Genomic DNA, 25620 nt, shown 5'->3' with positions numbered 1-25620 from the left:
ACCCCAAAGGGGGAGAGCTTATTTTATTGTTAATCATCAATGGCATCGGCATCGTAGCCAATATCATACTCGGTTCCTCTGTAGGCGTGGCTATTATCGTAGGAATCGTCTTTTTCCTGATTGGCTTTCCTGAGTTTAAAAGATCGCCGAAACTCACGAAAAAGGCTAAAAAAGATATCACCTATATTATGTCAACCCTATTAACTCTCCTTATATTCGTAGTTATTGTTTCTTGGAATCTCCACACTTCAGGTGACCAGTTTCTTGAAGGTCCGCTAACACCGCAAATGAAGTTTCACTGGGGACAAAAGGTGTTGCTGCTAGGGTTACTGGAGGGCTTATGGGCTGTCATCAGCCTAAAATGGCTGTTGCCTATCTTTTTTGATCCGCTGGATCTCAGTAAGAAGCAAATCCTTGTTTTAGTAAGCGGGATTGTATTTAGTGTCGTTTCAGGTATTTATGCCATGCTTGAAGCAAGTTAAAAAGTCTGGCCTTTCTCTGTTACGCACAGGAAGAGCGAGACTTTTTCATTAATGGTTCCTCTCTACAGAGGCTCATGTGAACGCTTAACGCAAAGGTTCAAAACCCTCTGCTTGCTTGAGAATCCGCTCAATTTCCGCGCATGTCTCCGGTTGCAGCGTCACTTCGACTGCTTTTACATTTTCTTCGATTTGTGCCGGTTTAGTGGCCCCAATGAGCGCAGCGCTGATACCCGGTTCTCTCAGAATCCAGGCAAGCGCGAGCTGTGACAGGGTGATACCCAAATCCTTCGCCAGCTTATCCAGATCCTGAACACAGTTTAGAACGGTATCGTTCATGTAACTGCTGATGACATTATTGACAGAGGCATCAGCTCCGCGGCTGCCCGTCGGTAAAGGTTGTCCAGGCTTGTATTTACCCGTGAGGATACCTTGGGCCAGAGGCGAAAATACAATTTGGCCGATACCTACCTGCCCGGATACGGGAAGTACCTCATGTTCGATATAACGTTCGAACATATTATAGATCGGCTGATTGGCAATCAGTGGCCGCAAATTCAGCCTTTTTCCAATCCCATAGGCATCCGTGAGCTGGGCAGCACTCCATTCACTGACAGCAGCGTATAGAATCTTACCCTGAGCCTGAAGGTCATCGAGCGCTCGCAGCGTCTCCTCCAAAGGAGTGTCCGAATCATAACGATGACAGAAGTACATGTCGATATAATCCGTGCCAAGACGCTTCAGACTCGCTTCACATTGCTCCATAATGTGCTTGCGTGACAGTCCCCTGTCATTGGGACCAGAATCCATAGGGAAGTAAACCTTGGTAGATAACACATAGCTCTCTCTTCGATAAGGCTTCAAGGCAGCTCCCATAGCCTTCTCGCCTTCTCCCCGGTTATACGCGTTCGCGGTATCAAAGAAATTAATCCCGAGTTCAAAGGCTTTGGCAATACAGGTATGAGCTGCTTCCTGCTCGGCAGCTGTACCGTACGTTAACCAGCTACCCAGACCGATTTCACTAATTTTAAGACCACTGTTGCCTACATTTCTATATTTCATATCTACTCCTTCTTTCATAAGAAGATCATATTTTTATATTTTAACATGTAAACCCTTTCATTAAAATCATTGATAAAGGACTCATGGAGTTATATGAAGGATATCTACCACCCTGACTGTTAGGGTGGTAGATGCTTATAGCCTCACAATCTCAAATCATATTTACTTGCTTCCTACAGGAAAAAGCGCATCATATGCGGGACAAGGCAGTTTGTCGAGAAACTCCTGAAGCTGCTTCGGTTTATTTTTGTAAATATCCTTTAGGGATGTTCCATTATAAATATTGCCGATGACCACAGGATGGCATAGCTCACAGATCAGGATGTCCCCGTTCCCGTGAAGATGGAGCTGTTTTTTACCATCAACACAGTTGGAAAAATAAACACCAGGCTGTTCCTTGAAGCCCAGCGCTTCTGCAAAACGGTCCATACAGGTGAAATACAACACAGTATCATCTTTCTTATGTGCAATCAGGTCATGAACGGAACGGACGAGCGCTTCCTTGGTGGAAATAGCATTCCAGTTCGTATGATCCATCACAATGCTGTTTTGGATTTCATGGATGCGCACACCGAGTTCATATACCTTTTCGCTAATCGCTGGCATGTTGTTCTGCGTCTCCGCAAACAGCAACGTCTCCAGCACCGTTTCCAGCTTGGCTTCGGTACATAACCGGATATTTTGGACGATTTTCTCATACATGCGAGGATGAACATGATAATAGGTTGCATATTTATCGGCATCCGTGAAGTTGAAAGAGATATGAATGTTGGAAAGTCCTGCATCACGTAGTTTCTCAATTCGTTCAGGGCTGAGCAAGCTGGCATTGGTATTGAGCTGGGTAGCAATGCCCTTGCTTGAGCAGTGAGCCACAATGTCCAGACAATCCTCATACTTCAAGGTCACTTCTCCCCCGGACAGTCGCACACGTTTTAACGTTGGAATGTCATCAATAATATCAATGACCTCTTTGCTGCTAATGCATTGCCCATCGTTCCGCTGATACGCGCAGCAGTAATCACACTTGAAGTTGCAATTAGAGGTGACCCCGACTTCCAGTCCCTCCAGCTCGTAGATGCCCGGCTTTTCCAGCTCAAGTGCTTTATATTTGTTGTCTATACTCACTTTCTCATGATCCTCCCGATCTCAGGCTTATGTCTTGAATTCCCTTGAGATTATACAGAATAGGAGCGGTTTGTAGATATGACATTGGTAACGGTGGGGCCAAACAGATACCATAGCGGTAACGGCCTTGGGAATCCTCCTATCAGCGCTGAAAAAATTAATTTGACAAGTACTGCCGAACTTTAGTAAATTCATATTAGTTAAGTCCTTAACTACATTTATGGTGGTGATCGTTTGAAAGACCTACAGGATTATGTACTTGATTTGCCGCTGCATTCTCTGGTTTTCTTTTCACTGGTGGAAACGACAGCCGGATTAGTTGATGTCTCAGAAAAATACTGGCATTCGAAGGGAACCAATGGAGCCAGAATTCGAATTCTAGTTGAAATCATGAAGGAAGGAGGCACAATTCTCCCATCTGTGCTCGCCCAAAGGATCGGAGTCACCAAATCAAATATTAGCCTGCTGCTCACCCCGCTCGAAAACGAAGGGTTCATTCGCCGGGAAGGCCATCCCATGGACGGCAGAAAATCGGTAATTTCTATAACAAGTGAAGGGCAAAGCCTCCTGTTGCGTAATTTACCCGAAAACCGACAGAGGATTGCGGAAAAAATGCAAGTGTTGAATGATCAGGAATTGAAGCAGCTCCTTTCCCTGCTCAACAAATTAAAGAGGACGTAACGGCTTTTCTACTCAATTGGTTAAGCCCTAAACTAAAATCCCATTTGTATAAAAAGGATGATATTCCATGTCGATCGTTATTACTGGAGCCAATGGTCAATTGGGGAGCCTAATCATACAACAGCTCCTTCAAAAAGTCTCACCTCATGAAATTACCGCTTGTGTTCGCCACCTTGAAACCGGAAAACACTATGAGGCACAGGGAATTACAGTACGATTAGGTGACTACGATCAACCCGATTCGCTTGAGCAAGCATTCGCGGGTGCTTCCCAACTGTTGTTGATTTCAAGTTCACATCCCGACGATACGATTCGTATTCGTCAACATACTCATATCATAGAAGTAGCTAAAAAATGTAAAGTAGAACACATTTTATACACCAGCTTTGCCTTTTCTGAAGCCAGCTCTATCCCCCTCTCCAATCTGCATTTGGCTACAGAACACGCCATTTGCACCACCGGAATTCCTTACACTTTTCTACGGAATGCATTATATACCGATTTTGTCAAAACTCTCGACCTGAACGCCGCCATAGCGAAGGGCGCACTCGATATTTACCCTGGAGAGTGGAAATTTAACACCGTCACGCGTTGGGATCTTGCCAGAGGGATCGCAGCAGTGCTATCCGGTCCAGACCGCCATAAGAATAAGAAATATGAATTCGTCTCCTCCAGTCCCTGGACCTTTTCAGATTTGACAGCAGCTTTGACCGAGCTTACAGGCAGATCCGTCTCCCTCCGTCATGACCCCCAAATCAAAAATTGGATATTTGGGTTTTTGGGCAAAATAGATACGCGCTCCACGTCGGATGAATTGGAACAGTTGATCGGTGGTCCGCTCACTTCACTGAAAGAAAGCATCCGTCCCTTTATCTCCACATGAAAAGCAACGCTAAAATTTTTTTACCAACACCCACTCCATAAATTGTGAGCGATATGTGAACTGGGCATACTTCTCATTCCCAAATCCATACTGAATATATCTATTGGTAATGGAGGCGGGAATTGTGGATAAAAGGATGAATCTGCTTATGTTCAGCGGCGATTATGATAAGGCAATGGCTGGACTGATTCTGGCAAATACAGCGCGGGAATTGGACGTGGATGTGACGATGTTTTTTGCGTTCTGGGGACTATTTCTGGTTCGTGATCCTGACAAGATGACGTTTGAGGACAAGACGATTTATGAAAAAATCATGGGCTGGATGACTCCAAAAGGACCCGAAGAGTTGCCATTATCCAAAATGAATTTTAGCGGCCTTGGCAAGCTGATGCTGACTGAAATGATCGAAGATAACGAAGCCCCGAAGCTCATTCATTTCTTGAAAGGAGCACGGAAGAAAAATGTGAAATTTTATGCCTGTAAGCTATCGGTCGATATTATGGGCTTTAAACCGGAAGAATTTATACCTGAACTGGAAATTATCGAGGCCAAAACGTATTTAAAAGATGCGCTCGAATCCGATATGCAGTTGTTTATATAAGATAAACTTGCGCCTTATCCGGCTGTTGAATGAGGCCTTTATTGTGACTAAATGATGACACTCGCCTATTTTTTTTAACCTATTCGGGCCTACCTACGTACCCTAAGAAGACAGAACGACTTGGGAGGCGCCGTATGCTCATGGCTCGAATTGGAAGCAGTAATTGTAGGTATCAGCCTTCTAACGAGGCTTATTTCCAAAGGTATCGTGAAAGTACAATCGGATATCACCAGACCTTTGAATCTCCATATGGGCAAAAAAAGCTGATTTATGCGGATTGGGCAGCCAGCGGCCGTCTGTATGGACCCATCGAGTCGAAAATAGCTAATGAATTAGGCCCTTTTGTGGCGAACACGCATACGGAGTCTAATTTGACAGGTACTCTGATGACCCAAGCCTATGAAGAAGCGAAACAAATCATTAAGAGCCACGTTCATGCCAATGAACATGATATCATCCTGTTCGCCGGGTCCGGTATGACAGGTGCAGTGAATAAGCTTCAGCGACTGTTAGGATTGAAAATACATGAAAAATTAAAGCCCCTCTACCCCATCGCCGAAAAAGAACGTCCCGTTATTTTCGTTACACACATGGAGCATCATTCCAATCATATTTCCTGGGCAGAAACCATTGGAGACGTTGTGTGTCTTTCTCCGGGTCCCGGCGGAATTGTCGATCCAACTCATCTCGAACGACTGCTGCTTCAATTCCAGCATCGTCCTATCAAAATCGGCGCCTTTACCGCCTGCTCCAATGTTACAGGGTTCGAAGTGCCGATTTACCAGCTAGCCCGAAAAATGCACGAACATGGTGGCGTTTGTTTCGTTGATTTTTCGGCAAGCGCACCTTATGCCGAGATCAACATGCACCGTACAGATCCGCTTGAGAAGCTGGACGGGATTGTATTTTCTCCTCACAAATTTCTTGGGGGGCCCGGTACAAGTGGCGTTTTAATTGTGGATTCGAGGCTGTGCCTCAATTGTGCTCCGGATCAGCCCGGAGGGGGCACAGTTAGCTGGACCAATCCTTGGGGTGGATACGAGTATAAAGAGAATACTGAAGCCCGTGAGGATGGAGGGACGCCTGCTTTTCTACAGGCCGTTCGAACGGCGCTCTGCATTCGGCTGAAGGAACAAATGGGACAGAAGCGCCTGTTGGAGCGCAAAAAGGAACTGACATCTCTATTACTAAAGAGCTTGAGTACCATACCAGACCTACACATTTTAGGAGGAAGTAGCCAAGAACGAATGGGAATCGTTTCTTTCGTTGTCGGCCATATTCACTATAACCTGATTGTGAAACTATTGAATGATCGGTTTGGCATTCAGGTCCGGGGCGGCTGCTCTTGTGCAGGCCCCTACGGACATTATTTGCTGGGCATCGACCCACAAACATCTAAACAAATGACAGACCTGATCCATGCGGGAGACTTATCTCGAAAACCGGGCTGGGTGCGTCTGTCGCTCCATCCCATGATGACGAATCAGGAAGTCTCCTATATCGCCTCTTCCATACGGGCAATCGTGGAAAACATCATGATCTGGCAAAAAGATTATACCTATCAATCAGAATCAAACGAATGGCGATCTATGAATGAACATCACAAAATAGACATCAGCAAATGGTTCAATTTGAGCGATTAAGAGACTCATGTCCGTTCCCTTCTTTCAAAACTCTCATAGGATACACTGTAAATTACTATATGAGGAAAGAAGTGACGACAATGGGGCTCAATTTTCGCAACAGTACTAGTGCAGCTATCTTTGTAGTTTTTGCCTACCCGGACTTCAGCTGTACTCCTGTTAACTACTCTAAAGCAGGCTGGTACCGTGTTAACCCCGGACAGACTATTCAGGTTTGGAGCGGCTTCGCAGGAGGTAATACGTTCTTTTACTACGCTGAAGATGATTTTGGACGCGAATGGCGGGGTTCATATTTCACTCAAGTTCCTGAAAATGCCTTCAATTGGTGCTGGGATACAGGCTGTACCACTTGTAGAAGCGTGGGACTGCGGAGAATCGCAGTTAGTCCGTTCGTCTTGGACTACACCATCAACTTTGTAACGAGCAGCAGTCAAAGAAAACCTGCATCATCCACACTCCGCATGACATTGCCTTCCAAAGCAACCCAAGAGAAACCTATTTTGCGCAGAGTTCCTGCAACACCTAAGAGACTAAAACAAGGCAAAACTTTATTGCAAAAACGTATTGCGCATAAAAAACGGACCAAATAAAAAATGATCTGATCAGCTCGCATATAGTTTTTTAGAACCCAAAAAAGGAGCGACCTCACCCCCATGGCCTGCTCCTTTCTCTTTTATCTATGAGGTAACCGCTTATTTACTCTCGGATTCCCACTTGGATATCTCTTTACGAACCCGTGGTGCTACCTCTGTTCCCAATAGCTCAATAGCTCTCATGACATCATCATGCGGCATCGTACCGACGGGCACGTGCAGCAGAAAACGTGTAATGCCTACCTGTTTACGCAGATGAATGATTTTCTTGGCAACCGTATCGGGATCGCCCACATACAACGCTCCTTCAAAGCTGCGTGCGGCATCGAAGCTGGAACGAGTGTAAGGGCCCCAACCACGTTCACGCCCAAGCACATTCATGCTCTGCTGAGTGGAAGGGAAGAACTTATCCGCTGCCAGCTCAGTAGTCTCTGCGATAAAACCATGCGAGTGTGATGCAACCGGAAGCAGCGATGCATCATGACCGGCATGCCTAGCGGCTTTTTTATACAGTTCCACCAACGGGGCAAACTGTACAGGACTACCCCCAATAATCGCCAGAACCAGCGGCAACCCGAGCAAGCCTGCACGAACCACAGATTCCTGATTGCCCCCACTCCCAATCCATACAGGCAACGGATTTTGAACTGGACGTGGATACACGCCCAAATTGTGAATTGCAGGCCGATGTCCGCCTTTCCAGGTGACTTTCTCGGAATCTCGTATTTTCAATAACAGCTCCAGCTTTTCATCGAATAACTCATCGTAGTTATCCAAATCGTACCCAAATAACGGAAACGATTCGATAAAAGAACCCCGGCCTGCCATAATCTCAGCCCGTCCATTCGAAATACCGTCCAGTGTAGCAAAATCCTGAAACACACGCACGGGATCATCCGATGAAAGCACCGTAACTGCACTGGTTAACCGAATTCGTTGGGTCTCTGCTGCTGCAGCAGCGAGGATAACAGCCGGAGCAGATGCCGCATAATCTTTACGATGATGCTCCCCCACGCCGTACACATCCAGCCCTACCTGATCTGCAAGCACAATCTCCTCGACCACTTCACGTATTCGTTGTGCATGACTGATAACCTCACCCGTTTGGGTATCCGGCGTTGTTTCTACAAATGTGCTTATACCTATCTCCACTTGTTCTCCCCCCTATTTTCATGCCTCATTCTCATACGACTGCTTTCGAAGCCAATCATTTTAAAAACCGATATCTTTATATTGAACCTTTTTCACATCTTTTTCAAGCTCTCCTTTTTTGAGTCTGAAAACCAGCCAAGGGAAGTGTCCAGATTCGCCGCAGGAAAAGAAGTCTCTTTGTCGAATATTTTATGGAATAAAGAAGATTCCCATCCCCACAACATGAATACAACAAGGAGGCACATACATTTATGGCTTTTGTCATTAACAATTTAAAGGATAACAGCAATGTTGCCATGACTGACCAATTAGGTGGATTTACGGTACTAGAATACATAACAGATTTGAGTTCTACCTCGGTTATGGCTGCGAAAGACAATTACTATATGAGCAAAAGTAATATGCGCCGCAAACAGCTCATGATCGAAATCAACAATAGCGAGATTATGATGAAGGCGGGAGCCATGCAATATACTGTGGGTAGCATGGAAATGACTACTGGTGTAAAAGGCGTTGGAGGCTTAATGCGAAACTTGGTGTCCGGTGCTGTAACGGGAACAGGTGCCATTAAACCACACTATAGAGGCACGGGTACCATTATGCTGGAGCCTACTTACCAATATATTTGGCTTATTGATGTCGACAATGATGATATTGCCATCGAAGACGGCTTGTTTTTGGCTTGTGACACGACGCTGGACATTTCCGTCGTTGCACGTAGTAATCTTTCCTCTGCTGCACTGGGTGGAGAAGGGTTATTTAATTTAAGCGCCCGCGGAAAAGGAGTTCTGGCACTTCAAGCTCCAATCCCTTCTGAGGAAGCGGTCGTTATAGAATTGCAAAATGATGTGCTGAAGGTGGATGGTAACTTTGCCCTCATGTGGTCCAATACCTTACAGTTCACCGTCGAAAAATCCGGGAAAACCAAAATGGGCTCGGCTGCTTCCGGCGAAGGGCTGGTAAATGTGTACAGGGGAACGGGAACCGTATGGTTAGCACCATTGTAAATAAAAAAGGAGAAGCCCTCGGCTTCTCCTTTCTTGCATTTTAATTCTTTTTTACAAACTCCGATTTTAGCTTCATTGCTCCAAAACCATCAATTTTGCAGTCAATATCGTGATCGCCATCCACCAGACGGATGTTTTTTACTTTGGTCCCGATTTTCAAGACGGATGAGCTTCCCTTCACTTTAAGGTCTTTAATGACAGTTACAGAGTCACCATCCTGCAGGATGTTACCATTCGCATCTTTAACAACCTTTACGTCTTCACTGCTTGCTTCTGACTCGGTAGACCACTCATGAGCGCATTCCGGGCAAATGAAAAGACTGCGATCCTCATAAGTGTATTCTGAATTACATTCAGGACAATTTGGTAAATTAGACATGGTATTATGTACTCCATTCATTTTCAAATTCTACTGCTATGCTAAACTTCCTTGATAGACCAAGCTTGCTCCAAGTCTTCCTTGGAGTTCCCTACAAGTATATTGGATAATCCGTCACGATTCCACTCATTGATGAAACTAATCTGAGTATTGTTGTACCTTATATGTAAGCGTTCTGTCTACTGAAAATGCCGAGAGGTAAACATGTAACTAAAAAGGACGCTGTCTTCCTAGGCAGCATCCTTTTTTACGGCACGTTTATTATGCTTGGGTTTGCTTGATCAGTTCACTAATTCCTTGACTAAGCGGCGTAAGGGGGCGTTTCAACAGCTTCTCGAAGTCGTTGCTTACGACATCCAAGGCTCCTTCACGAATTGCTTGTTGAATACCGACCACAATAGGGATGGCACCTTCCGGGACTCCCGCACCGAGCATAACCTCGGCATACGTAGCATCATCCACCTGCTGTACAGGAACGTCTTTGCCCAGAACCTCAGCAAGTACCGCTGCAAACTCTTCTTGGGTAATCGGCTTACCGGAGAGCTCGTATATTGTATTCTCATGCCCTTCGCCAGACAAAACGGTTGCAGCTGCTTGCGCATAATCTGCGCGGGTAGCCCAACCTACTTTACCGGACCCTGCCGAGGTTAGCCAAGGAGCCCCCGCGAGTACGGATTGGATCGTGCCTGCCTCATTCTCCAGATACCAATTATTACGCAAGAAGGAGTAAGGAATACCTGACTCTCGAATGAACTCCTCCGTGATACGATGTACGGGCGCAAGGAATAGAGTGCTGTCAGCGGCATTGGCAGCGCTAGTATAAACGATGAAGCCTACTCCAGCACGCACAGCAGCATCAACAGCCGCTTTATGCTGACGGATTCTAGTATCATTATCCCCGTCTGCGGATATAATCAGCAGTCGATCTACTCCAGCAAACGCCTGATCCAGCGTCTCCGGTTTATCAAAATCGCCATGACGAACGTCAACACCACGAGACCGTAAGTTCTCTGCTTTTTCTGGATTTCTTACGCTAACAATAAGATCGTTTGCGGAGACAAATGTAAGCAACGTATCTACCACGATGGAACCCAGTTGCCCCGTTGCTCCTGTTAATGCAATTTTCATATGAAATCCTCCATTCAAATTGTATTCACTTTTATATAGTAACTAAAAATATAACACATGTCTAATCTAGAGTCTAAAGGTCTGCTTTTCGGGTAAGAGTTGGTAACCCAGACTTTCCCCAGAGAAAGGAACATGTATATGAAGAAAGCTATGATTATTGTAAATCCCTCTTCCGGCAAAGAGGAATCCCTCCAACATGTCAGAAGCGTAGAAGAAATTCTACGTGATCAAGGATACGTTGTTACGGTTAAAGAGACGGCAAAGGAACTGGACGCCACTCGTTTTTGCGTCAATGCGTGTGAGGAAGCTTGTGACCTAGTCGTTTCCATCGGCGGGGATGGCACACTTCACGAAACAATCAACGGTTTCATTGATCAAGACCATCGTCCAAGACTGGGTGTCATTCCCCTGGGGACAGTCAATGATTTTGCCCGTGCCTTGCAAATTCCGCTAAGTCCCGAGCTAGCGATCCGTACACTGACTTCTGCCCGCGTGAAAAACGTAGATATGGGTCTCTTAAACGGCCGAATGTTTGCCAATGTTGTTGCCACAGGTTCACTTGCTGAATCGCTATCAGCTGTATCATCAGACGATAAATCCATGTTTGGCACGTTTGCCTACTTCAAAGAAGGCATGAAAGAGCTTATCAGCCATCCTGCCCACTCCCTTATCGTCCGCTATGATGACAATATCTGGGAAGGAAAATCCCCACTCTTTTTGGCTACTTTGACCAATTCAGTTGGCGGATTCGAGAAACTGGCGCCCGATGCGGCTGTTGACGATGGTCTGCTTCACTGCTTTATTTTCAAAAACCTCAATATATTGAACACCGTGACGGCCAGCATATCCTTATTTTTAGGCAACCTGAAGGATCATAGTGATATCGTTTACTTTACCGCAAAGCATGTAAGTGTCAGCTCTGCAGAACCGGTCAGTACGAATGTAGATGGTGAGGAAGGGCCGTCTTTGCCTATCGAGCTTGGTATTTTACCACGTCATATTGAGGTAATTGTGCCGGAAGAGGTCTAAGTAATGCGGTGCTGATCCTCAAGCTTGAGGATCATACTCGCTCAATTTCCCCTCGTAGATCAAATGGAATCGATCACTTTGACGAAAATCGTCTGGCGTAACAAGAGCGGGCAACTTGTTCCATATTTTTATGCCGGATCGCTGTAAAATTTCTGCGACGAATTGCGAACAAAAATAAGAATTGCTGAACTCGACTGGTTCTTTGAGTGCAATACCAATCAAACCCAGTAAGTTATACATATATTTTTGACGACTTCGGATAAATACATGTAAAACTCGCTTCATTTTTTCAACTTCACGGTCGGTTACTTGAAGCTCGTAGATAACACATGTTGTATTCGGAAATCTGCTGTATGTACCTGTCTTAATATCCTCTTTCACGAAACCACCATCCAGAGGGTTATTAGGGGTCTTTCTCCCGAAGCTGTATAACTCCGAAAGTTCCCGGTCGAAGGAAATGGAGGCGTGATTGTATGGCGCTCTCGTATAGCTTTTAATGACTCTCGTAAGAAACGTTCCCGTATTCGTAAGCAAGATAAAGACGGATTGATCTGCTACCATTTACGAAATTTCCCCTTATCAAGTTTGAATTATTCCTTCATAATAACATAGGAGCCTTAATGGAATCCTATTTCGCGATAAGTTGGTGAGTGGTAATGGACAGTTCGCTATTAACGTTAATCCTTATTTTCGCAGCCTTATTGGTCATCCATCTGATTTATATAGTGGTAGTCAAAACACAGCCAGACAAAGACTATGCAGCTATTGGGCTTCGCATCAAGACATGGTGGGGTATGTTCTTTATCTTTTGCTTGGCAACTCTTTTCAATCCGATCGTTTCACTGCTTTCCTTGATGGCACTCACCTTTTTTGCGCTAAAAGAATACTTTTCCATGATTAGATCCAGAAAAGCTGATCGCAGATTGTTTCTATGGGCGTACTTAGCGATTCCCGTACAATTTTATTGGATTTATATCGGGTGGTATGGAATGTTTATTGTCTTTATCCCTATCTATGTATTCTTGCTGCTACCGCTCCCGCGATTGATCAACAAAGGAACGGTTGGTTTTCTGCGCAGTGTCAGTTCGACCCAATGGGGGCTCATGCTGATGGTTTTCGGGTTGAGTCATCTGGCCTATTTTCAGTTTGCTACGCCGCAATACGGAGCAAAACTTGTACTTTTTCTAGTGGTACTGACGCAGCTCAATGATGTCGTACACTATCTAGCATCACTCTATTTCGGAAAGCGGAAAATCGTCCCGACATCCAATCCCAATATAACTTGGGAAGGCTTTGCATTCGCTTTTCCCGTAACCATAGCGGGTTCCTATCTTATCTATCCCTATCTGACGCCGTTTGACCTGAAATTTGGAATTATTTTCGGCATGCTGATTAGCTTGAGCGGTTTCTTCGGTAGCTTAACGGTTTCCGTGCTGAAGCGGGATTTATTAATCGGCGATGATGACAAGTTCGATGCTTTGAAAAAAAGCTATTTAAGTCGGGTGGATAGCTTGACCTACACCTCGCCCGTCTTTTTTCACGTGATCCGTTATTTTTTTGACTTTATGTAGCGATTACATGGCTCAAACCTAGATGATCATGGAACACAATATCTTGTTGTGAAAAAAGCAGCCTATCCTCACGGGGTTGTATTCCCGTCAGCACACTACTGCTGTCCTATATCATCCTCCGTGAATCCTTCTCATTGGCTCATCTGGCTGGTGCAGGCTTTGTATTTCTCGGCATCATACTTATATCACGCGGTGAACGCCGCTGACTTACGCAAAGACCTTCTCAAGAAAAGAGGCTCCCGGCTGAAACTTCGGGAGCCTCTTTTTTTTGATTCAAGTTCTTATCGCTTGGAATTAATGCACCTGATCCAGCAATTGATATGCTTCTTCCTTCGTTTTAACCGCCAGGAGCGCTTCTCTGAAACGATCATCCATCAGCTTACGCGATAACATCTGCAGTACTTTCAGATGCGCATTTTCCTTGCTGTTGCGCGGTACGGCAATCATGAAAATCAGTTTTGCTTCACTTCCGTCTGCACTATTCCAGTCAACACCGCCCTGCTTGATGCCGAAGACCACGCTTGGCTTCAGGACAGCTTCCGATTTGCCATGAGGAATGGCAATATTCATTCCAATGCCTGTGGAGCCTTCTTCCTCTCTGGCTAATATCGCCTGTTTGAAATCACTGGCAGAGCTTACGGCTCCAGTTCTCTCAAGTGCTCTGATCATTTCATCAACCACAGCATCTCGTGTCGTTCCTTCCAGATCCAAATTAATCAGATCCATTGTTACAATATCCGTCAGTTTCTCAATGTGAATGGTTTGCGAAGACACGGCCGGCCCGTTATTTGTGACAGTTGTTGATGCAGATGACTCCGCAGCGGCCTTTGTAGTAATCGCAGATTGTCCAGCCCCTGCGGTGGAATGTCCAGGCATCGCTTCCCCAGCAGCATCCGAAGTTACAGTTGCTGCAATATCCTTTTTCAGCAAGCTTACCAGGACAACCGATACGGCTACGCCGACAATAACGGCGATGAAGAACATAAGCACATGGTCCACTGCACCAAGTACAGCTACAATCGGTCCACCGTGAGCTACCTTATCACCTACATTTCCCAACATGGCGATGACAGAGCCGACCATGGACCCTACCATGATACTGGGAATAACACGTAGTGGATCTTGCGCCGCGAATGGAATCGCACCTTCGGTAATACCGAACAAACCCATCGTGAATGTTGCCTTCCCAGCCTCGCGTTCTTCAGGTGCAAATTTACGTTTGTTGATCATCGCTGCAAGTCCCATCCCAATTGGCGGGATACAAATCGCAACGGCGATTGGCCCCATAATTTCATAATTCCCTTCGCCGATCATAGCCGAACCGAATAAGAAAGCGACTTTGTTCACAGGTCCACCCATATCGAAGGAGATCATCGCACCTAGAATCAATGCCAATAGAATTGAACTTGTACCTTGCATACCTGCAAGCCAACCTGTTAATGCTTCAAACAATTGTGCGACTGGAGCACCAATCACAAAGACAAAGATTAATCCTACAATTAAAGATGCCAATACAGGGATAATAATAATAGGCATGATCGGCTGTAATGCTCGGCCAACTTTAATTTTCCGAATCCCAAGTGCAACATAACCGGCCAGGAAACCAGCGATAATGCCGCCGATAAATCCAGCCCCCGCCTCACTTCCATAAAAGCTGCCGTTCGCAGCAATGAATCCGCCAATCATACCTGGTGCAAGCCCCGGTCTATCTGCAATACTCATCGCGATAAATCCGGCGAGGATCGGTATCATAAAGGTAAACGAAGCCGAACCGATATCCTGAACCGTCTTCCAGAATGAACCGTCCGGTATAACCAGACCGCCTGGTGTCTTCTCACCGCCAATCGTCAACGCAATGGCAATGAGCAATCCCCCAATGACGATGAAGGGTACCATATAGGATACACCGTTCATCAAGTGGCGGTAGATGGGATTTTGTTTCGGTTTGTTCTCCTGTGAGCTACCTTCGGCAGAACGTGACTCTGCTTGGTACACTGGTACATTACCCTTCATCACCCGCTGGATCAATTCTTCTGGACGGCGAATGCCATCCTGTACGCCAACGACCAGCAGTTTCTTACCGACGAAGCGGTCTTTAACCACCGTTTTATCCGCTGCAATAATAATGCCATCTGCCTCACGGATCTCCTGCTCGGTCAGTTGATTTTCGACTCCAATGGAGCCTTGTGTCTCGACCTTCATCTCGACGCCCAGTTTTGCTGCTGCCTTTTGCAGATTCTCAGCTGCCATATACGTATGTGCAATTCCGTTAGGACATGAGGTAATCGCCAATATCTTCATAGTCATTCCCCTTCTCTCTGTTGTTTCCGCTTACATTGATAGTATAAACGCCTATCTTGCTGTTATCGGACGAACTTTTTACCGGAACTTTCGGAAAAACGGAATTATACCGGCAAAAAACAGGACTTATCTATAAGTCCTGTTCCAGAGCACAGCTTTTTTAGTTTATCCCTTCATTCTCCCTAATAATCTCATCGCATCGGTCTCCTTAGATAAGGCATGAACCAAAGCAGGCTGCTCACTGATCAGGGACAATTCCTTAAATAACTGGCGCATTTCTTCCCGCCCATCCTGTTTGACCGCAAGCAAGAACACAAGCTCTACTTTCTCGGTTCCCCAGGTAAGCGGCTGCTTCAAGGTAGCGATTACAATGGAGGACTGCCTTATCCACTCAGAACCGCCATGCGGGATGGCTATGCCTCCCCCAATCGTCGTGGCCGACATTTTTTCTCGCGCCAGTACGCTGTCCACATAACCAGGCTCCACATATCCTTTGTCCTCCAGTATTTGCGCCAGCTTGGAGATCAATTGTTCCGGATGCTGCACTTCCTGCTGGGGAAAGACCAAAAAAGGTGTTGTATATTTAAAAAATACCGATTCTTCTGCTGCCCTATGTTCCGGCTCATCCAGTCGTCGGATCACTTGCTCCAGTCGACGTTCGTCCTTGACATCCAGCAAGGGAGAGACGAGAATATGCGGAACGTTCATCTCTGGGAGATCTACAGTGGTAATGACGAGATCCACCTCCTGGGCTGCCAGATAGTCCTGGACTTCTGCTTTGGAAAGGGTTGTCTCCACATGTACAGCCGGAAATTTACGTTCCACCTTGGTGCGTAGCAGTTGGGACATACCGATGCCCATGTGACACACGATGATGGCTCTCTGGGGATGACTCTCTTTCTGGTGCAATCGCTCCACAGAAGCCTGAAAATGCAGCGTTAAATACGCCGCTTCCTCCTCGGGAAAGGATAGCCGGATCCATTTCCCCACCTCTTCCAGTGTAATAATAACTCGGTCGAACATGTAGGGGTACATCTTCTTGATCTCGGCCAGCATAGGATTGGACACGGTCAACCCATATTGAAGACGGTTCAGGGTCGTATATAAATGGACATTCAACCCTTTCAGTAACATCTTGTCCTTGGAAAAGGCAATCATATTCAGCTCGGACATCCGCCGAACTAACTGCTCAATCAACTCAGGCAAAAGCGGGTGGCTATCTGCCAGCTCACCTTGTTTTCCTGTTCTTCCCTCCTGCTGGTAACGGAACTTCCCGCTAAGCAGGTGCAGAGTTAAATACGCCGTCTCTTCCTTGGAAAAAGGCACAGCAAACAACTTTTGCAACTGCTGCAAAAAAGACGTAGCCCATGTAAATTCGCGTCTCTCCTGCAAAAAGGCAATGTCCTGCTTGGAGAGCGAAATGGGTTGTCCCATCTTGGTTCGTTTGACCATTAAGAGGATATGCAGCATTAGAGCTTCGAAAGCTTCGTCAGTAAAGCTGAGCTCATGGCGTTTTTGAAATGCTTTTAATTCATGATTTATGGTTGTAATCTCGTGCGATTCAAACTGTTTGCGCATCATCTGTCCTGTTAACTCAGGACTGTCAATCAGCTGGTTCATCCGCGCCAAAGCGATTCGCTTATTTTTCTCAGAGCCTTGAATGGTCAAGCCTACGCGCTGCTTGGTAATTAAGGCTAGATCAAAGCTATGCAGCCAGCCATCGATCTTCTCCATATCTCTACGAATCACCGTCTTGTTCACATAATACTGTGAAGCTAGATCCTGGATGGTCACAGGCTTGGCATTCATCAAGAGCCGATAGGCGAGATGCAGCACCCTTTCCTCATCCGACTCATGTTGGGCTGTACTCTCGTCCGCATACAGTCGATGGAACAATTCATTCTGATCCGCTTCACCCATCTCCAGATAAATGCCGCGTCCCGGCCTTCTCACCAGATTGGCATCAGAATGCTTGACGATATAATCTTCAATTACTTTCAGATCGTTGCGGATCGTCTTTTCAGAGCAGTCGGTCAGATCCGCCAGATCCTGCGCTAACCACAACCGGTCCGGTTCAGTTAACAACATGCGTAAAATTTCCATTTGCCTTTTATTCATTCCATTCTCCCATCTTCCAAAATAAAGAATGTCCAGGGCATTTCGAGCTATATTTTTGCTGGTTTTGTGTTGACTTTAAGTATACTCCAAGTAGTACATTTAAAGCATGGTGGCCGCCAAATTCAAGAATAATGAAAAGAGGAATCGCTCATGACTATTGGGAAAACAGCTCTTATTACTGGGGCCAACAAAGGCATCGGGTATGAAACAGCCAGACAATTGGGGGGGATGGGTATTACAATCCTGATTGGCTCACGGAATGAGCAGAGCGGCCGGGAAGCGGTGGCTAAGTTGGCTAATGAGGGAGTAGAAGCCCGATTGATTTTGTTAGACGTGACGAATCAAAGTACGATTGATTCCGCAGTCCAACAGATCAAACAAGAATTCGGTTCCCTTGATGTACTAATCAACAATGCCGGCATATCTTTAGGAGGAGCCACTCCTCCAAGTCAGTTCTCTTTGAACGATTTAAGAGAAACGTATGAAACGAACTTTTTCGGTTTGGTCGCCGTGACGCAAGCCATGCTACCTTTATTGCAAGAATCTCCTTGTGGTAGAATCGTTAACTTGTCGAGTGGCCTTGGTTCGTTAACCTATAATGGCGATCCTGAGCATGAGCATGCACAATTTAATTTGCTTGCCTACAATAGCAGCAAGGCAGCGGTTAATATGTTCACCGTCACCCTTGCCAAAGAATTCAAAGACTCACCTCTCAAAATTAATTCGGCTGACCCTGGCTTTACCGCCACTGACTTAAATGGCTTTACAGGACCGGGTTCGGTACAACAAGCTGCTGCTGTCGTTGTTCGTTTAGCCACTTTAAATAATGACGGGCCGTCAGGAGGGTTTTTCGACTCGAATGGAGAAGTGCCTTGGTAATCGTTACAATTAAGGAGTGGGATACTTTGCAGGAAATTCCGGAGACCATAACCTCTATTAGTCAAGCTGCAGAACTAACAGGTTTAACAGAAGATACTATACGCTATTATGAGCGAATTGGCTTGCTGCCTTATGCAGAACGAAAGGCTAACGGACACAGGTTCTACAGTAGAGATCAGATTCTGGGGATTATCTTTTTAACCCGATTAAAAGCTACTGGAATGACTATAGAGGAAATGAAGCATTATCGAGAACTTTCGATGCAAGGCAACAGCACCATTCCGATCAGACACTCCTTACTTGAGAAACATAATCAGAAGATTCAACAAGAAATTTCCAGACTGATGGAAACCCAAAAAATTATTGAATATAAGCTCAACCATTATCGTGACCTCTCTACCAATCCTGATCTTAGCGACACGAATTGCAACCCTACAACACCCAGCACCAATCCCCTTTTTTAAGGGGTTTTTTTATTTTCAGCGGGAGATTGATGGAGCTCCCTTAATTCCCTATAATCCAAATATAGTATGAATTTCTAGGGGGAATAACGGTGATCACCTATGTGAGATGCAATGACGTCAGTATGGAACACATTTTCCAAGCATTTTCGCTTGGGTTCTCGGATTATTCCATTCGTCTGACCACGGATCAGGACGATTTCGCAGCACGTTTTTTTGGTCCAGAGGGTAATACACGGAATCACTCTTTCCTTGCCATGGATGAGGATCAACCGATCGGCTTAATTCTTGGCGGTGTCCGGCAGTTCGACGGGTACAAGACCATGCGTTGCGGCACGCTATGCATCGCCCCGGCTTACCGTGGTCAGGGGATTAGCAACAAGTTGCTGGAATTACATAAACAAACAGCCATCTCCGCGGGTTGCCAGCAGCTATGGCTCGAAGTCATCAAGGATAATCATCGGGCCGTCAAATTATATGAAAAGCAAGGCTATCAGCCACGCTATACGCTGAAATACTACAACGGCACTCTGCCCTCCACCCCACCCGCTGCCCTCTCATCTTCGTATATTCTTAAGGAAGTTACATTTGATGACATCGCAGCTTTTCGAAAGACCCTTATCGACTGCCACATCCATTGGCAAAGTGACACACCTTATTACGCCACTAGTACACAGGAAGCTTTTCTCGGCATCTACGAAGTAAATCAAACGTGCCTCGGCATGGTGAGCATGAGTGCTAAGGGTAAAATCAACTTTCTTTGGGTCGATCCTAAGCATCGCAACCAAGGATTAGGATGCGCCCTCCTTCATAGAGCAGCAGAGATCCAAAAGATTGAGAAGGTGTACATCTGTCTGTCTGACAATGACTCTCTTGAAGGCTTTATCCAAAAAATAGGTCTCTCGAAAGACTCCATTGAGCAATATGAAATGGGTATGCCGCTGAATCCAAGCTCTCCCGCTTGATTCACCTACATCTATCATTTCTGAGAACGATTGATATACTCTGATTTGACCAATGCGCACATGTAAAGATCATCATATTTCCCTAACGTAAATTCATATTGGGAGAGGAGCCCTTCTTGCCGAAAGCCTGCTTTTTCAAGCAACCGCAAGGATTGTGCATTCTCTGGCTCTACTAGCGCCTGAATGCGGTTCAATGAGAGGAAGGGATATTTATAATAATTTCTTTGTTTATAGAATGTTTTCCTAAACATGGATTGTAAAATGACCGTTAATATAAGGAGTGTGTTTTCAATTATTAAGAAGAGGTGTATTTTTTGGACGAACAGCACATATCACACAATCCGCAGGAAACTTCAAGACAGACGTACATTCAGCATGGTCAAAATTATGGGGTAGATCCAAACAGGATAGCGGCGTTATCAAAAACATACGGGAATTCTACTCTGTTTAGACGGTGGGGAGCAACAGTTTTTGATTGCATATTTTTTGTAATCGGGTATATTTGTTTTTTTATTTCTGTCATTCAAATAACGGACAGATGGTTTTTGCCTTTAGCGATTGCAACCCGTTGTATTCTGCTTATTGCTTTCTTCAGCTATTATTTGCTTTTGGAAGGTTACACAGGCTATACGCTGGGTAAGTTCGTTTTTCGTATTAAGGTGGTTAACGGGGAAGGAAAGCCTCCTGGTTTTCTTAAATCACTCATTCGTACGCTGCTCAGACTCATAGACACCAATCCGTTGCTAATGGGTGGGATACCTGCTGGTATCAGTGTGTTAGTAACTGCATCAAGACAACGAATTGGTGATTTAGCTGCAGGTACATATGTTGTAAAGGTACGGGATTTAGAGCCGATTAACAAAAAGACAATGAAACGTTCGCTCTTTATATTTTTTACTGCAATGGTGATCTTGGGAGCCTCGTTTGTAAATGCTATTTTTATACTTGCAGACAGTTACGTACCTCCTGAAGCTCCAGTGAGCAAGAAAGAGCAAAGCTATGTAAGTAAAGATGGACGATTTCAAATCACGGCCCCGCTGGACTGGTCAACAGACCCGGACCGTGAAGGAAAAGCAGAGATTGCGATATTTAATCCGTACATTCAAAAGTCCGTTGCGGTAGTATCCAATTCGAAAAAGGAATTGGGCAATGTAACTCTCCAGCACTACACAAAGAAAATTCAATACAACATGACCAAAGAGTTTAATCTCTTTACTGTAGGACCTTCATCTAACACAACGATTCATGGATATCCTGCCATTGAGTTTACGATTAAAGGACAAAAAGATGTGAACCATTATGTCACCCATGTGGCGATTATTGAGACCGAAAATGATTATTATCAGGTGCTCGGATATACGCCCGCATCTAAATATAGTCGTTTTAAGAAAGAGCTACATGATATTATCTACAGCTTCCGCGAGGTCCGTCATTAGACAGCGTGGCTGGCAATAAAAAGGATAGACAAAAAGCAGGTGCTCCTATGAGCCCTGTTTTTTTGCGTACAACTATACTCTAGATTACACTCAATGCAAAAATATATAACATCGTTTAATGGATTATTATAATATGCTGCAATTTCACATCTATGATAAAATTGACTGACATGTTCGGTAATCCGCTTTATCATATTGTTCAGATGCACAATAAATTGGAAACCCTTTCATTAAGGTGATACATTAAAATACGCTATATCACTATAGATAAAGGAGGAATCCGGATTTTGTTTCAGCTCTCCGAAAAACAAGCCCAAGACATCGTAGACAAAATGATGAAGGATATTCCATACAATATCAATATTATGAATGAACGAGGCATCATCATTGGCAGCGGCGAGAGTGAACGAATCGGAACCATTCACCAAGGAGCTGTTCAGGCGCTCGAAACTGGGAAAATGGTTGAAGTGTGGCAGGACGGCCACTATGAGAAAAAGGGAACCAATGAACCGATTGTCATTCATCATGAGTTAGTTGGTGTCATTGGTATTTCAGGCAATCCTGATGAAGTGCGTCCTTTTTGCAATATTGTTAAAACTACGGTGTCTCTCCTGATTGAACAGCGGATCTCCTTGGAGCATCTGGCCCACGAAGCCAACCGCAAAAAATCTGTGCTGGAAATGCTGTTAAATCATCAGGGAGCCTACACGCAAAAAATAAAAAAAGAAGCAGCCCAATATCACATTGATTTGCTTCTAAAAACTTCGGCTGTATATGTAAAGTACCTGCCTACTGATCCAGCTCATTTAGCCGAGTTGTCCAATATATTTATGCAGCATCCATCCTTTCGTATGGAGGAAGACTGCTATCTCATCCTAATACAAAATCAGGAGCCGACAGACAAACTGCTAGAGCCACTTGTGCGCAGCCATCCCGATGTGCTGGTTACGGTCAGCAGACAAGAGATCAACATTGCGGATGTTTATATGCAGGCCAAGTCAGCTATGAATGTTTTACTGGCTTTGCGCCCGCCTGTGCAAAAAATTTCTTTTGCGGAAGTCGAATTTCTGGTCAAATTGAGTCAAACGAACCTGACGAATACGATCTATCTGGTTAGCAAGCTGGAAGATACCGTGGATTTGCTGGATACGCTGCGAAGCTTTATTAACCATAACGGCAGTGTCTCCTTTACCGCAGATGAATTAAATATTCACCGAAATACGCTGCAATACCGCCTGAAGCGCATTCATACCTTAACCGGTAAAGATCCCCGGAATCTCCTTCAGCTTTTTGAGCTTACGCACGGCTTATTGGCACTGTATCAATGAACTGCTGTATCACGCCAGACCATGCGCCAGTAACACCATATTTTCGCTCGCCGTCTCCCAAATTTCTCAGGCGAGCGCTCGTATTATATCGTATTTGTATGATGCCGTTTTATGTTTAAAACCCGCTTCTCCATCTGTTCATTTCTCGCTCAATTGAAGTACTCTTGCGATATTCTCGCACGTACGCTCTACGTTTTGCGGCCCTTCGGCCAGCAGCTTACCGAGCTCCGAGGCTCCCGGTACGATGCCGAACACCGCATCTATTCCTTCCTTGTACAACGTGTCGATCCCTTCCCCGATATAACCTGCGACCGCAATGACCTTTTTACCAGACTGTTTTGCCGCCTGGGCTACTCCATAAGGAGTTTTACCGAATTTGGTCTGAAAATCAATACCGCCTTCCCCCGTCAAAACGATATCGGCAGTGGCGAGCTTTTGTTTTAAACCTGTGTATTCAATCACAATTTCAATGCCTTTTTGCAGCGCCGCCTGAGTGAAAATTAATAAGCCCGCACCCAATCCACCTGCTGCGCCTGCGCCTGGGAGATCGCGCACATCCTTGCCCAGCTGCTGCTTCACCACATCGGCGTAATGAGCAAGATTGGCATCCAATTGCTGCACCATTTCCGGAGTTGCCCCTTTTTGTGGCCCAAATACTTGAGATGCCCCATGCTCTCCGCACAGCGGATTTGTCACATCACAGGCTACAATTAACTGTACCTGCTGCAAGCGGTCATCCAGTGATGAAATATCAACACTGGCCAGCTCGCCCAGACTACCGCCGCCGCGCGGAAGAGTATTGCCTTTTGTATCCAGAAATCTGGCGCCCAGCGCTTCCGCCATTCCTGTACCGCCATCATTCGTTGCGCTTCCACCAATGCCGATGATAATTTTTCGAATTCCCTGGTTCAGACATTCACGGATTAACTCCCCTGTTCCGTAGGTTGTTGTCTTTAACGGGTTTTTGTTATCCTTGTTCACCAAATGGATTCCACTGGCGGATGCCATCTCGATTGCCGCTGTGGTGCCGTCTCCCAGCAGGCCGTATGCAGCAGTTACAGGTTCTCCAAGCGGTCCTGTCACCTCGATATAACGAATCTGTCCGCCTGTCGCATCCACCAGTGACTGCACCGTTCCTTCACCGCCGTCCGCCATCGGTACGTGGACATAATTCGCCGCCGGATAGACCTTGCGCAGTCCATTCTCCATCGCGATACACACTTCTTTAGCCGTCATGCTTTCTTTAAAAGAATCTGGTGCCAGCACAAACGTTTTCTCTCTCATCTTCTCACCCCATCGTGAATATTAAAGTAAAAATCCATACATGATTGTCGCTACAATTGCCATCGTTCCACCCACAATAGCTTCGTAAGGAATCAAGCCCATCCGTTGTTTAATGCTCATTTTCATGCTGTCTGCCGTGACGTGAAAATAGTTGCCCTGCGGCAAGGAATCAATGACTGTAGCTCCTGTATGCACCATCACAGCTGCAGCGAGTGGGGCCGTTCCCATGTTCAGAATGGCTTCCCCAAACGAGCCTGTTGCCAAAATAACGCCCGTCGAGGTGGACGCCGTAGCAGCTGCCATCAGAATACCTGCAAGCGGTGCCAAAAATGTACCGGAAACTCCCGAAGCTTCAATCAGGCCAACCACCTGAGCAGACAAGTTGGAAGCAGAGATCAGACCAGCAATCCCGCCTGCACCGATCAAAATCAGCACAGTCGCCGTCATTTTATTTAAACCGGAGGCCGAATACTTTAAGATATTGCGCCCTTGCCCCATGGCCAGCATACCCACAATCCCAGCGATCGGCAAAATGTACATCGCATCCACCTTGAAACTCGAAAGTGCTTCAATACCGGAAATAGAACCAATCGGGTTAATCATCAGCAAAATAACAGCTACCAGCGGGGCTACAATTGCCCGTCCCAACGCTGGATATTTCGATGTATCGACGTCACTGTCCATGATATCCTGGTCGGACACCTTCACACCTTTGGTTTTCAACATAGACGCCACCAAAACAGTCATGATTAAACCACATATCGCAGGAACCACACCCGCCAACATCACGTGGCTTAAATCCAGATTAAATCCGCGCGCCGCTGCAATCGTATTAGGATTGGGAGAGATGATGTTCCCCGCTTTTCCGCCTCCAGACAAAGCCAACAGGAGCGCCAGCTTGGAAATCCCCATTTTGTTACCGACCGACAATGCAATAGGTGCCACAATCAACACGGCAACGGGAATAAATACACCTACCGCCGTAATAATCATCGTCGCCAAGGCTAGTGCGAGTATCGCTTTACTGCCGCCGAACTTCTTTACAATAGCCTGCGCAATCGTCTCCGCTGCCCCGGATTCCATCATTACACCTGCCAATACACCTGCGGCAAGCACACGAATGACCGTCCCCATCACACTTTGCGTACCGCTTATTAACACGCTGATCGTCTGCTCCAGATTGGCTCCGCCCAATAAAGCGCCTACAATAGCTCCCAAAAATAAAGCGTAAACCGGATTCAGCTTTCTTAATATCAGAATAATTGCAATAGCCAGCCCTGCCAGAGCTCCTATCCAACTGATCGTCAATCCTTCCATCTGTCTAACCCCCCGGGTAATTTTTGATTACGCTTTCATTATATCGATTGCCGCATGTTAAAAATATTGAAGAACAGACGAAATTGATTGTGCATTTGAACAAAAAATCGGAACTTCAATTGGAACCTATAGATGAAATCAGTATTGAGTCTAGCACTATATATGAGAAGATCCAAACAGGATCTATGTCTTAATATG

Annotated in this window: 25 protein-coding genes; 15 read left to right on the top strand and 10 right to left on the bottom strand. The window is 45.6% G+C overall.

What is annotated here, in order from left to right; all coding sequences use genetic code 11:
* Window positions 1–26: 26 nt before the first annotated feature.
* Window positions 27–482 carry a hypothetical protein gene (locus NSS66_RS10610; protein WP_235322344.1) on the top strand — a complete coding sequence of 152 codons (456 nt, stop codon included), beginning with the start codon at window positions 27–29 and terminating at the stop codon, window positions 480–482.
* Window positions 483–566: 84 nt separating this feature from the next.
* Here the strand turns inward: NSS66_RS10610 and NSS66_RS10605 are convergent, their stop codons facing one another.
* Both NSS66_RS10605 and NSS66_RS10600 read right to left on the bottom strand, forming a co-directional pair.
* Entirely contained in the window at window positions 567–1541 is a 975-nt protein-coding gene (locus NSS66_RS10605; RefSeq protein WP_068939209.1) for an aldo/keto reductase family protein, read from the bottom strand.
* A 162-nt stretch (window positions 1542–1703) separates the two neighbouring features.
* Complete coding sequence (locus NSS66_RS10600) at window positions 1704–2666, bottom strand: radical SAM protein (RefSeq protein WP_028540917.1); 963 nt, start codon at window positions 2664–2666, stop codon at window positions 1704–1706.
* A 234-nt stretch (window positions 2667–2900) separates the two neighbouring features.
* On the opposite strand from NSS66_RS10600, the gene NSS66_RS10595 reads away from it, so the two are divergent.
* The 5 genes from NSS66_RS10595 (at window position 2901) to NSS66_RS10575 (ending at window position 7064) form a co-directional block, all read left to right on the top strand.
* Complete coding sequence (locus NSS66_RS10595; RefSeq protein WP_076295181.1) at window positions 2901–3347, top strand: MarR family winged helix-turn-helix transcriptional regulator; 447 nt, start codon at window positions 2901–2903, stop codon at window positions 3345–3347.
* Window positions 3348–3414: 67 nt separating this feature from the next.
* Window positions 3415–4230 carry an NAD(P)H-binding protein gene (locus tag NSS66_RS10590; protein WP_028540918.1) on the top strand — a complete coding sequence of 272 codons (816 nt, stop codon included), beginning with the start codon at window positions 3415–3417 and terminating at the stop codon, window positions 4228–4230.
* 124 nt (window positions 4231–4354) lie between these two features.
* Window positions 4355–4831, top strand: coding sequence for a DsrE/DsrF/DrsH-like family protein (locus NSS66_RS10585; protein ID WP_023991039.1), 477 nt, complete (start codon window positions 4355–4357; stop codon window positions 4829–4831).
* A gap of 134 nt (window positions 4832–4965) precedes the next feature.
* Window positions 4966–6474, top strand: coding sequence for an aminotransferase class V-fold PLP-dependent enzyme (locus NSS66_RS10580; RefSeq protein ID WP_340958911.1), 1509 nt, complete (start codon window positions 4966–4968; stop codon window positions 6472–6474).
* Window positions 6475–6554: 80 nt separating this feature from the next.
* Window positions 6555–7064 carry a DUF1036 domain-containing protein gene (locus NSS66_RS10575; RefSeq protein ID WP_028540920.1) on the top strand — a complete coding sequence of 170 codons (510 nt, stop codon included), beginning with the start codon at window positions 6555–6557 and terminating at the stop codon, window positions 7062–7064.
* Window positions 7065–7166: 102 nt separating this feature from the next.
* Here the strand turns inward: NSS66_RS10575 and NSS66_RS10570 are convergent, their stop codons facing one another.
* Window positions 7167–8219, bottom strand: coding sequence for an LLM class flavin-dependent oxidoreductase (locus tag NSS66_RS10570; RefSeq protein ID WP_340958910.1), 1053 nt, complete (start codon window positions 8217–8219; stop codon window positions 7167–7169).
* A 251-nt stretch (window positions 8220–8470) separates the two neighbouring features.
* Between NSS66_RS10570 and NSS66_RS10565 the strand changes: the two genes are divergently transcribed.
* Window positions 8471–9226, top strand: a complete 756-nt coding sequence (locus NSS66_RS10565) for an AIM24 family protein (protein ID WP_028540921.1) — start codon at window positions 8471–8473, stop codon at window positions 9224–9226.
* Between the two features lie 40 nt (window positions 9227–9266).
* On the opposite strand, the gene NSS66_RS10560 is transcribed toward NSS66_RS10565, so the two are convergent.
* Both NSS66_RS10560 and NSS66_RS10555 read right to left on the bottom strand, forming a co-directional pair.
* On the bottom strand, window positions 9267–9605 hold the full coding sequence (locus tag NSS66_RS10560; protein WP_013312677.1) for a zinc ribbon domain-containing protein YjdM: 339 nt from the start codon (window positions 9603–9605) through the stop codon (window positions 9267–9269).
* A 261-nt stretch (window positions 9606–9866) separates the two neighbouring features.
* Window positions 9867–10733, bottom strand: coding sequence for an SDR family oxidoreductase (locus NSS66_RS10555; RefSeq protein ID WP_028540922.1), 867 nt, complete (start codon window positions 10731–10733; stop codon window positions 9867–9869).
* A 138-nt stretch (window positions 10734–10871) separates the two neighbouring features.
* Here NSS66_RS10555 and NSS66_RS10550 point away from each other — a divergent pair, with 138 nt between their 5' ends.
* The gene (locus NSS66_RS10550) at window positions 10872–11762 is read left to right on the top strand and encodes a diacylglycerol/lipid kinase family protein (protein WP_023991045.1); all 891 of its coding nucleotides are present in this window, start codon (window positions 10872–10874) and stop codon (window positions 11760–11762) included.
* Between the two features lie 18 nt (window positions 11763–11780).
* Here the strand turns inward: NSS66_RS10550 and NSS66_RS10545 are convergent, their stop codons facing one another.
* Window positions 11781–12323, bottom strand: coding sequence for a hypothetical protein (locus NSS66_RS10545; protein WP_068939222.1), 543 nt, complete (start codon window positions 12321–12323; stop codon window positions 11781–11783).
* Between the two features lie 95 nt (window positions 12324–12418).
* On the opposite strand from NSS66_RS10545, the gene NSS66_RS10540 reads away from it, so the two are divergent.
* Both NSS66_RS10540 and NSS66_RS10535 read left to right on the top strand, forming a co-directional pair.
* Window positions 12419–13333: a phosphatidate cytidylyltransferase gene (locus tag NSS66_RS10540; protein WP_071558026.1), complete on the top strand. Its 915-nt coding sequence runs from the start codon at window positions 12419–12421 to the stop codon at window positions 13331–13333.
* A gap of 38 nt (window positions 13334–13371) precedes the next feature.
* Window positions 13372–13539, top strand: a complete 168-nt coding sequence (locus tag NSS66_RS10535; protein WP_305954070.1) for an EamA family transporter — start codon at window positions 13372–13374, stop codon at window positions 13537–13539.
* Window positions 13540–13627: 88 nt separating this feature from the next.
* Here NSS66_RS10535 and NSS66_RS10530 read toward each other — a convergent pair whose 3' ends face one another.
* Both NSS66_RS10530 and NSS66_RS10525 read right to left on the bottom strand, forming a co-directional pair.
* Window positions 13628–15634: a PTS fructose transporter subunit IIABC gene (locus NSS66_RS10530; RefSeq protein WP_340958908.1), complete on the bottom strand. Its 2007-nt coding sequence runs from the start codon at window positions 15632–15634 to the stop codon at window positions 13628–13630.
* A gap of 165 nt (window positions 15635–15799) precedes the next feature.
* On the bottom strand, window positions 15800–17752 hold the full coding sequence (locus NSS66_RS10525; protein ID WP_338533003.1) for a BglG family transcription antiterminator: 1953 nt from the start codon (window positions 17750–17752) through the stop codon (window positions 15800–15802).
* A gap of 150 nt (window positions 17753–17902) precedes the next feature.
* Between NSS66_RS10525 and NSS66_RS10520 the strand changes: the two genes are divergently transcribed.
* The 5 genes from NSS66_RS10520 (at window position 17903) to NSS66_RS10500 (ending at window position 22821) form a co-directional block, all read left to right on the top strand.
* Window positions 17903–18631: an SDR family oxidoreductase gene (locus NSS66_RS10520; RefSeq protein WP_023991050.1), complete on the top strand. Its 729-nt coding sequence runs from the start codon at window positions 17903–17905 to the stop codon at window positions 18629–18631.
* Window positions 18625–19095 carry a MerR family transcriptional regulator gene (locus NSS66_RS10515; protein ID WP_023991051.1) on the top strand — a complete coding sequence of 157 codons (471 nt, stop codon included), beginning with the start codon at window positions 18625–18627 and terminating at the stop codon, window positions 19093–19095. The genes NSS66_RS10520 and NSS66_RS10515 overlap by 7 nt, the downstream gene beginning before the upstream one ends.
* A gap of 89 nt (window positions 19096–19184) precedes the next feature.
* Complete coding sequence (locus tag NSS66_RS10510) at window positions 19185–20057, top strand: GNAT family N-acetyltransferase (protein ID WP_279833151.1); 873 nt, start codon at window positions 19185–19187, stop codon at window positions 20055–20057.
* 314 nt (window positions 20058–20371) lie between these two features.
* On the top strand, window positions 20372–21493 hold the full coding sequence (locus tag NSS66_RS10505; RefSeq protein ID WP_340958907.1) for an RDD family protein: 1122 nt from the start codon (window positions 20372–20374) through the stop codon (window positions 21491–21493).
* A gap of 287 nt (window positions 21494–21780) precedes the next feature.
* On the top strand, window positions 21781–22821 hold the full coding sequence (locus NSS66_RS10500; protein WP_028540929.1) for a CdaR family transcriptional regulator: 1041 nt from the start codon (window positions 21781–21783) through the stop codon (window positions 22819–22821).
* A 138-nt stretch (window positions 22822–22959) separates the two neighbouring features.
* On the opposite strand, the gene NSS66_RS10495 is transcribed toward NSS66_RS10500, so the two are convergent.
* Both NSS66_RS10495 and NSS66_RS10490 read right to left on the bottom strand, forming a co-directional pair.
* A complete protein-coding gene (locus NSS66_RS10495; RefSeq protein ID WP_340958906.1) occupies window positions 22960–24105 on the bottom strand; it encodes a glycerate kinase family protein in 1146 nt (381 codons plus the stop codon).
* 21 nt (window positions 24106–24126) lie between these two features.
* Complete coding sequence (locus tag NSS66_RS10490) at window positions 24127–25422, bottom strand: GntP family permease (RefSeq protein WP_023991056.1); 1296 nt, start codon at window positions 25420–25422, stop codon at window positions 24127–24129.
* Window positions 25423–25620 lie beyond the last annotated feature (198 nt).

The sequence above is a fragment of the Paenibacillus sp. FSL R10-2748 genome, from assembly GCF_038005565.1.
Taxonomy (GTDB): Bacteria; Bacillota; Bacilli; order Paenibacillales; family Paenibacillaceae; genus Paenibacillus; species Paenibacillus polymyxa_B.
Note: the sequence above shows the minus strand (reverse complement) of the source record. Positions and strands in the feature narration are given on the sequence as shown.

Bases quoted from the DNA above. Each gene is read 5' to 3' on its own strand.
- NSS66_RS10605 (WP_068939209.1), bottom strand. From the start codon at position 1,541: ATGAAATATAGAAATGTAGGCAACAGTGGTCTTAAAATTAGTGAAATC.
- NSS66_RS10555 (WP_028540922.1), bottom strand. From the start codon at position 10,733: ATGAAAATTGCATTAACAGGAGCAACGGGGCAACTGGGTTCCATCGTG.
- NSS66_RS10490 (WP_023991056.1), bottom strand. From the start codon at position 25,422: ATGGAAGGATTGACGATCAGTTGGATAGGAGCTCTGGCAGGGCTGGCT.
- NSS66_RS10495 (WP_340958906.1), bottom strand. From the start codon at position 24,105: ATGAGAGAGAAAACGTTTGTGCTGGCACCAGATTCTTTTAAAGAAAGC.
- NSS66_RS10520 (WP_023991050.1), top strand. From the start codon at position 17,903: ATGACTATTGGGAAAACAGCTCTTATTACTGGGGCCAACAAAGGCATC.
- NSS66_RS10530 (WP_340958908.1), bottom strand. From the start codon at position 15,634: ATGAAGATATTGGCGATTACCTCATGTCCTAACGGAATTGCACATACG.
- NSS66_RS10525 (WP_338533003.1), bottom strand. From the start codon at position 17,752: ATGAATAAAAGGCAAATGGAAATTTTACGCATGTTGTTAACTGAACCG.
- NSS66_RS10560 (WP_013312677.1), bottom strand. From the start codon at position 9,605: ATGTCTAATTTACCAAATTGTCCTGAATGTAATTCAGAATACACTTAT.
- NSS66_RS10575 (WP_028540920.1), top strand. From the start codon at position 6,555: ATGGGGCTCAATTTTCGCAACAGTACTAGTGCAGCTATCTTTGTAGTT.
- NSS66_RS10580 (WP_340958911.1), top strand. From the start codon at position 4,966: ATGCTCATGGCTCGAATTGGAAGCAGTAATTGTAGGTATCAGCCTTCT.
- NSS66_RS10565 (WP_028540921.1), top strand. From the start codon at position 8,471: ATGGCTTTTGTCATTAACAATTTAAAGGATAACAGCAATGTTGCCATG.
- NSS66_RS10590 (WP_028540918.1), top strand. From the start codon at position 3,415: ATGTCGATCGTTATTACTGGAGCCAATGGTCAATTGGGGAGCCTAATC.
- NSS66_RS10550 (WP_023991045.1), top strand. From the start codon at position 10,872: ATGAAGAAAGCTATGATTATTGTAAATCCCTCTTCCGGCAAAGAGGAA.
- NSS66_RS10545 (WP_068939222.1), bottom strand. From the start codon at position 12,323: ATGGTAGCAGATCAATCCGTCTTTATCTTGCTTACGAATACGGGAACG.
- NSS66_RS10540 (WP_071558026.1), top strand. From the start codon at position 12,419: ATGGACAGTTCGCTATTAACGTTAATCCTTATTTTCGCAGCCTTATTG.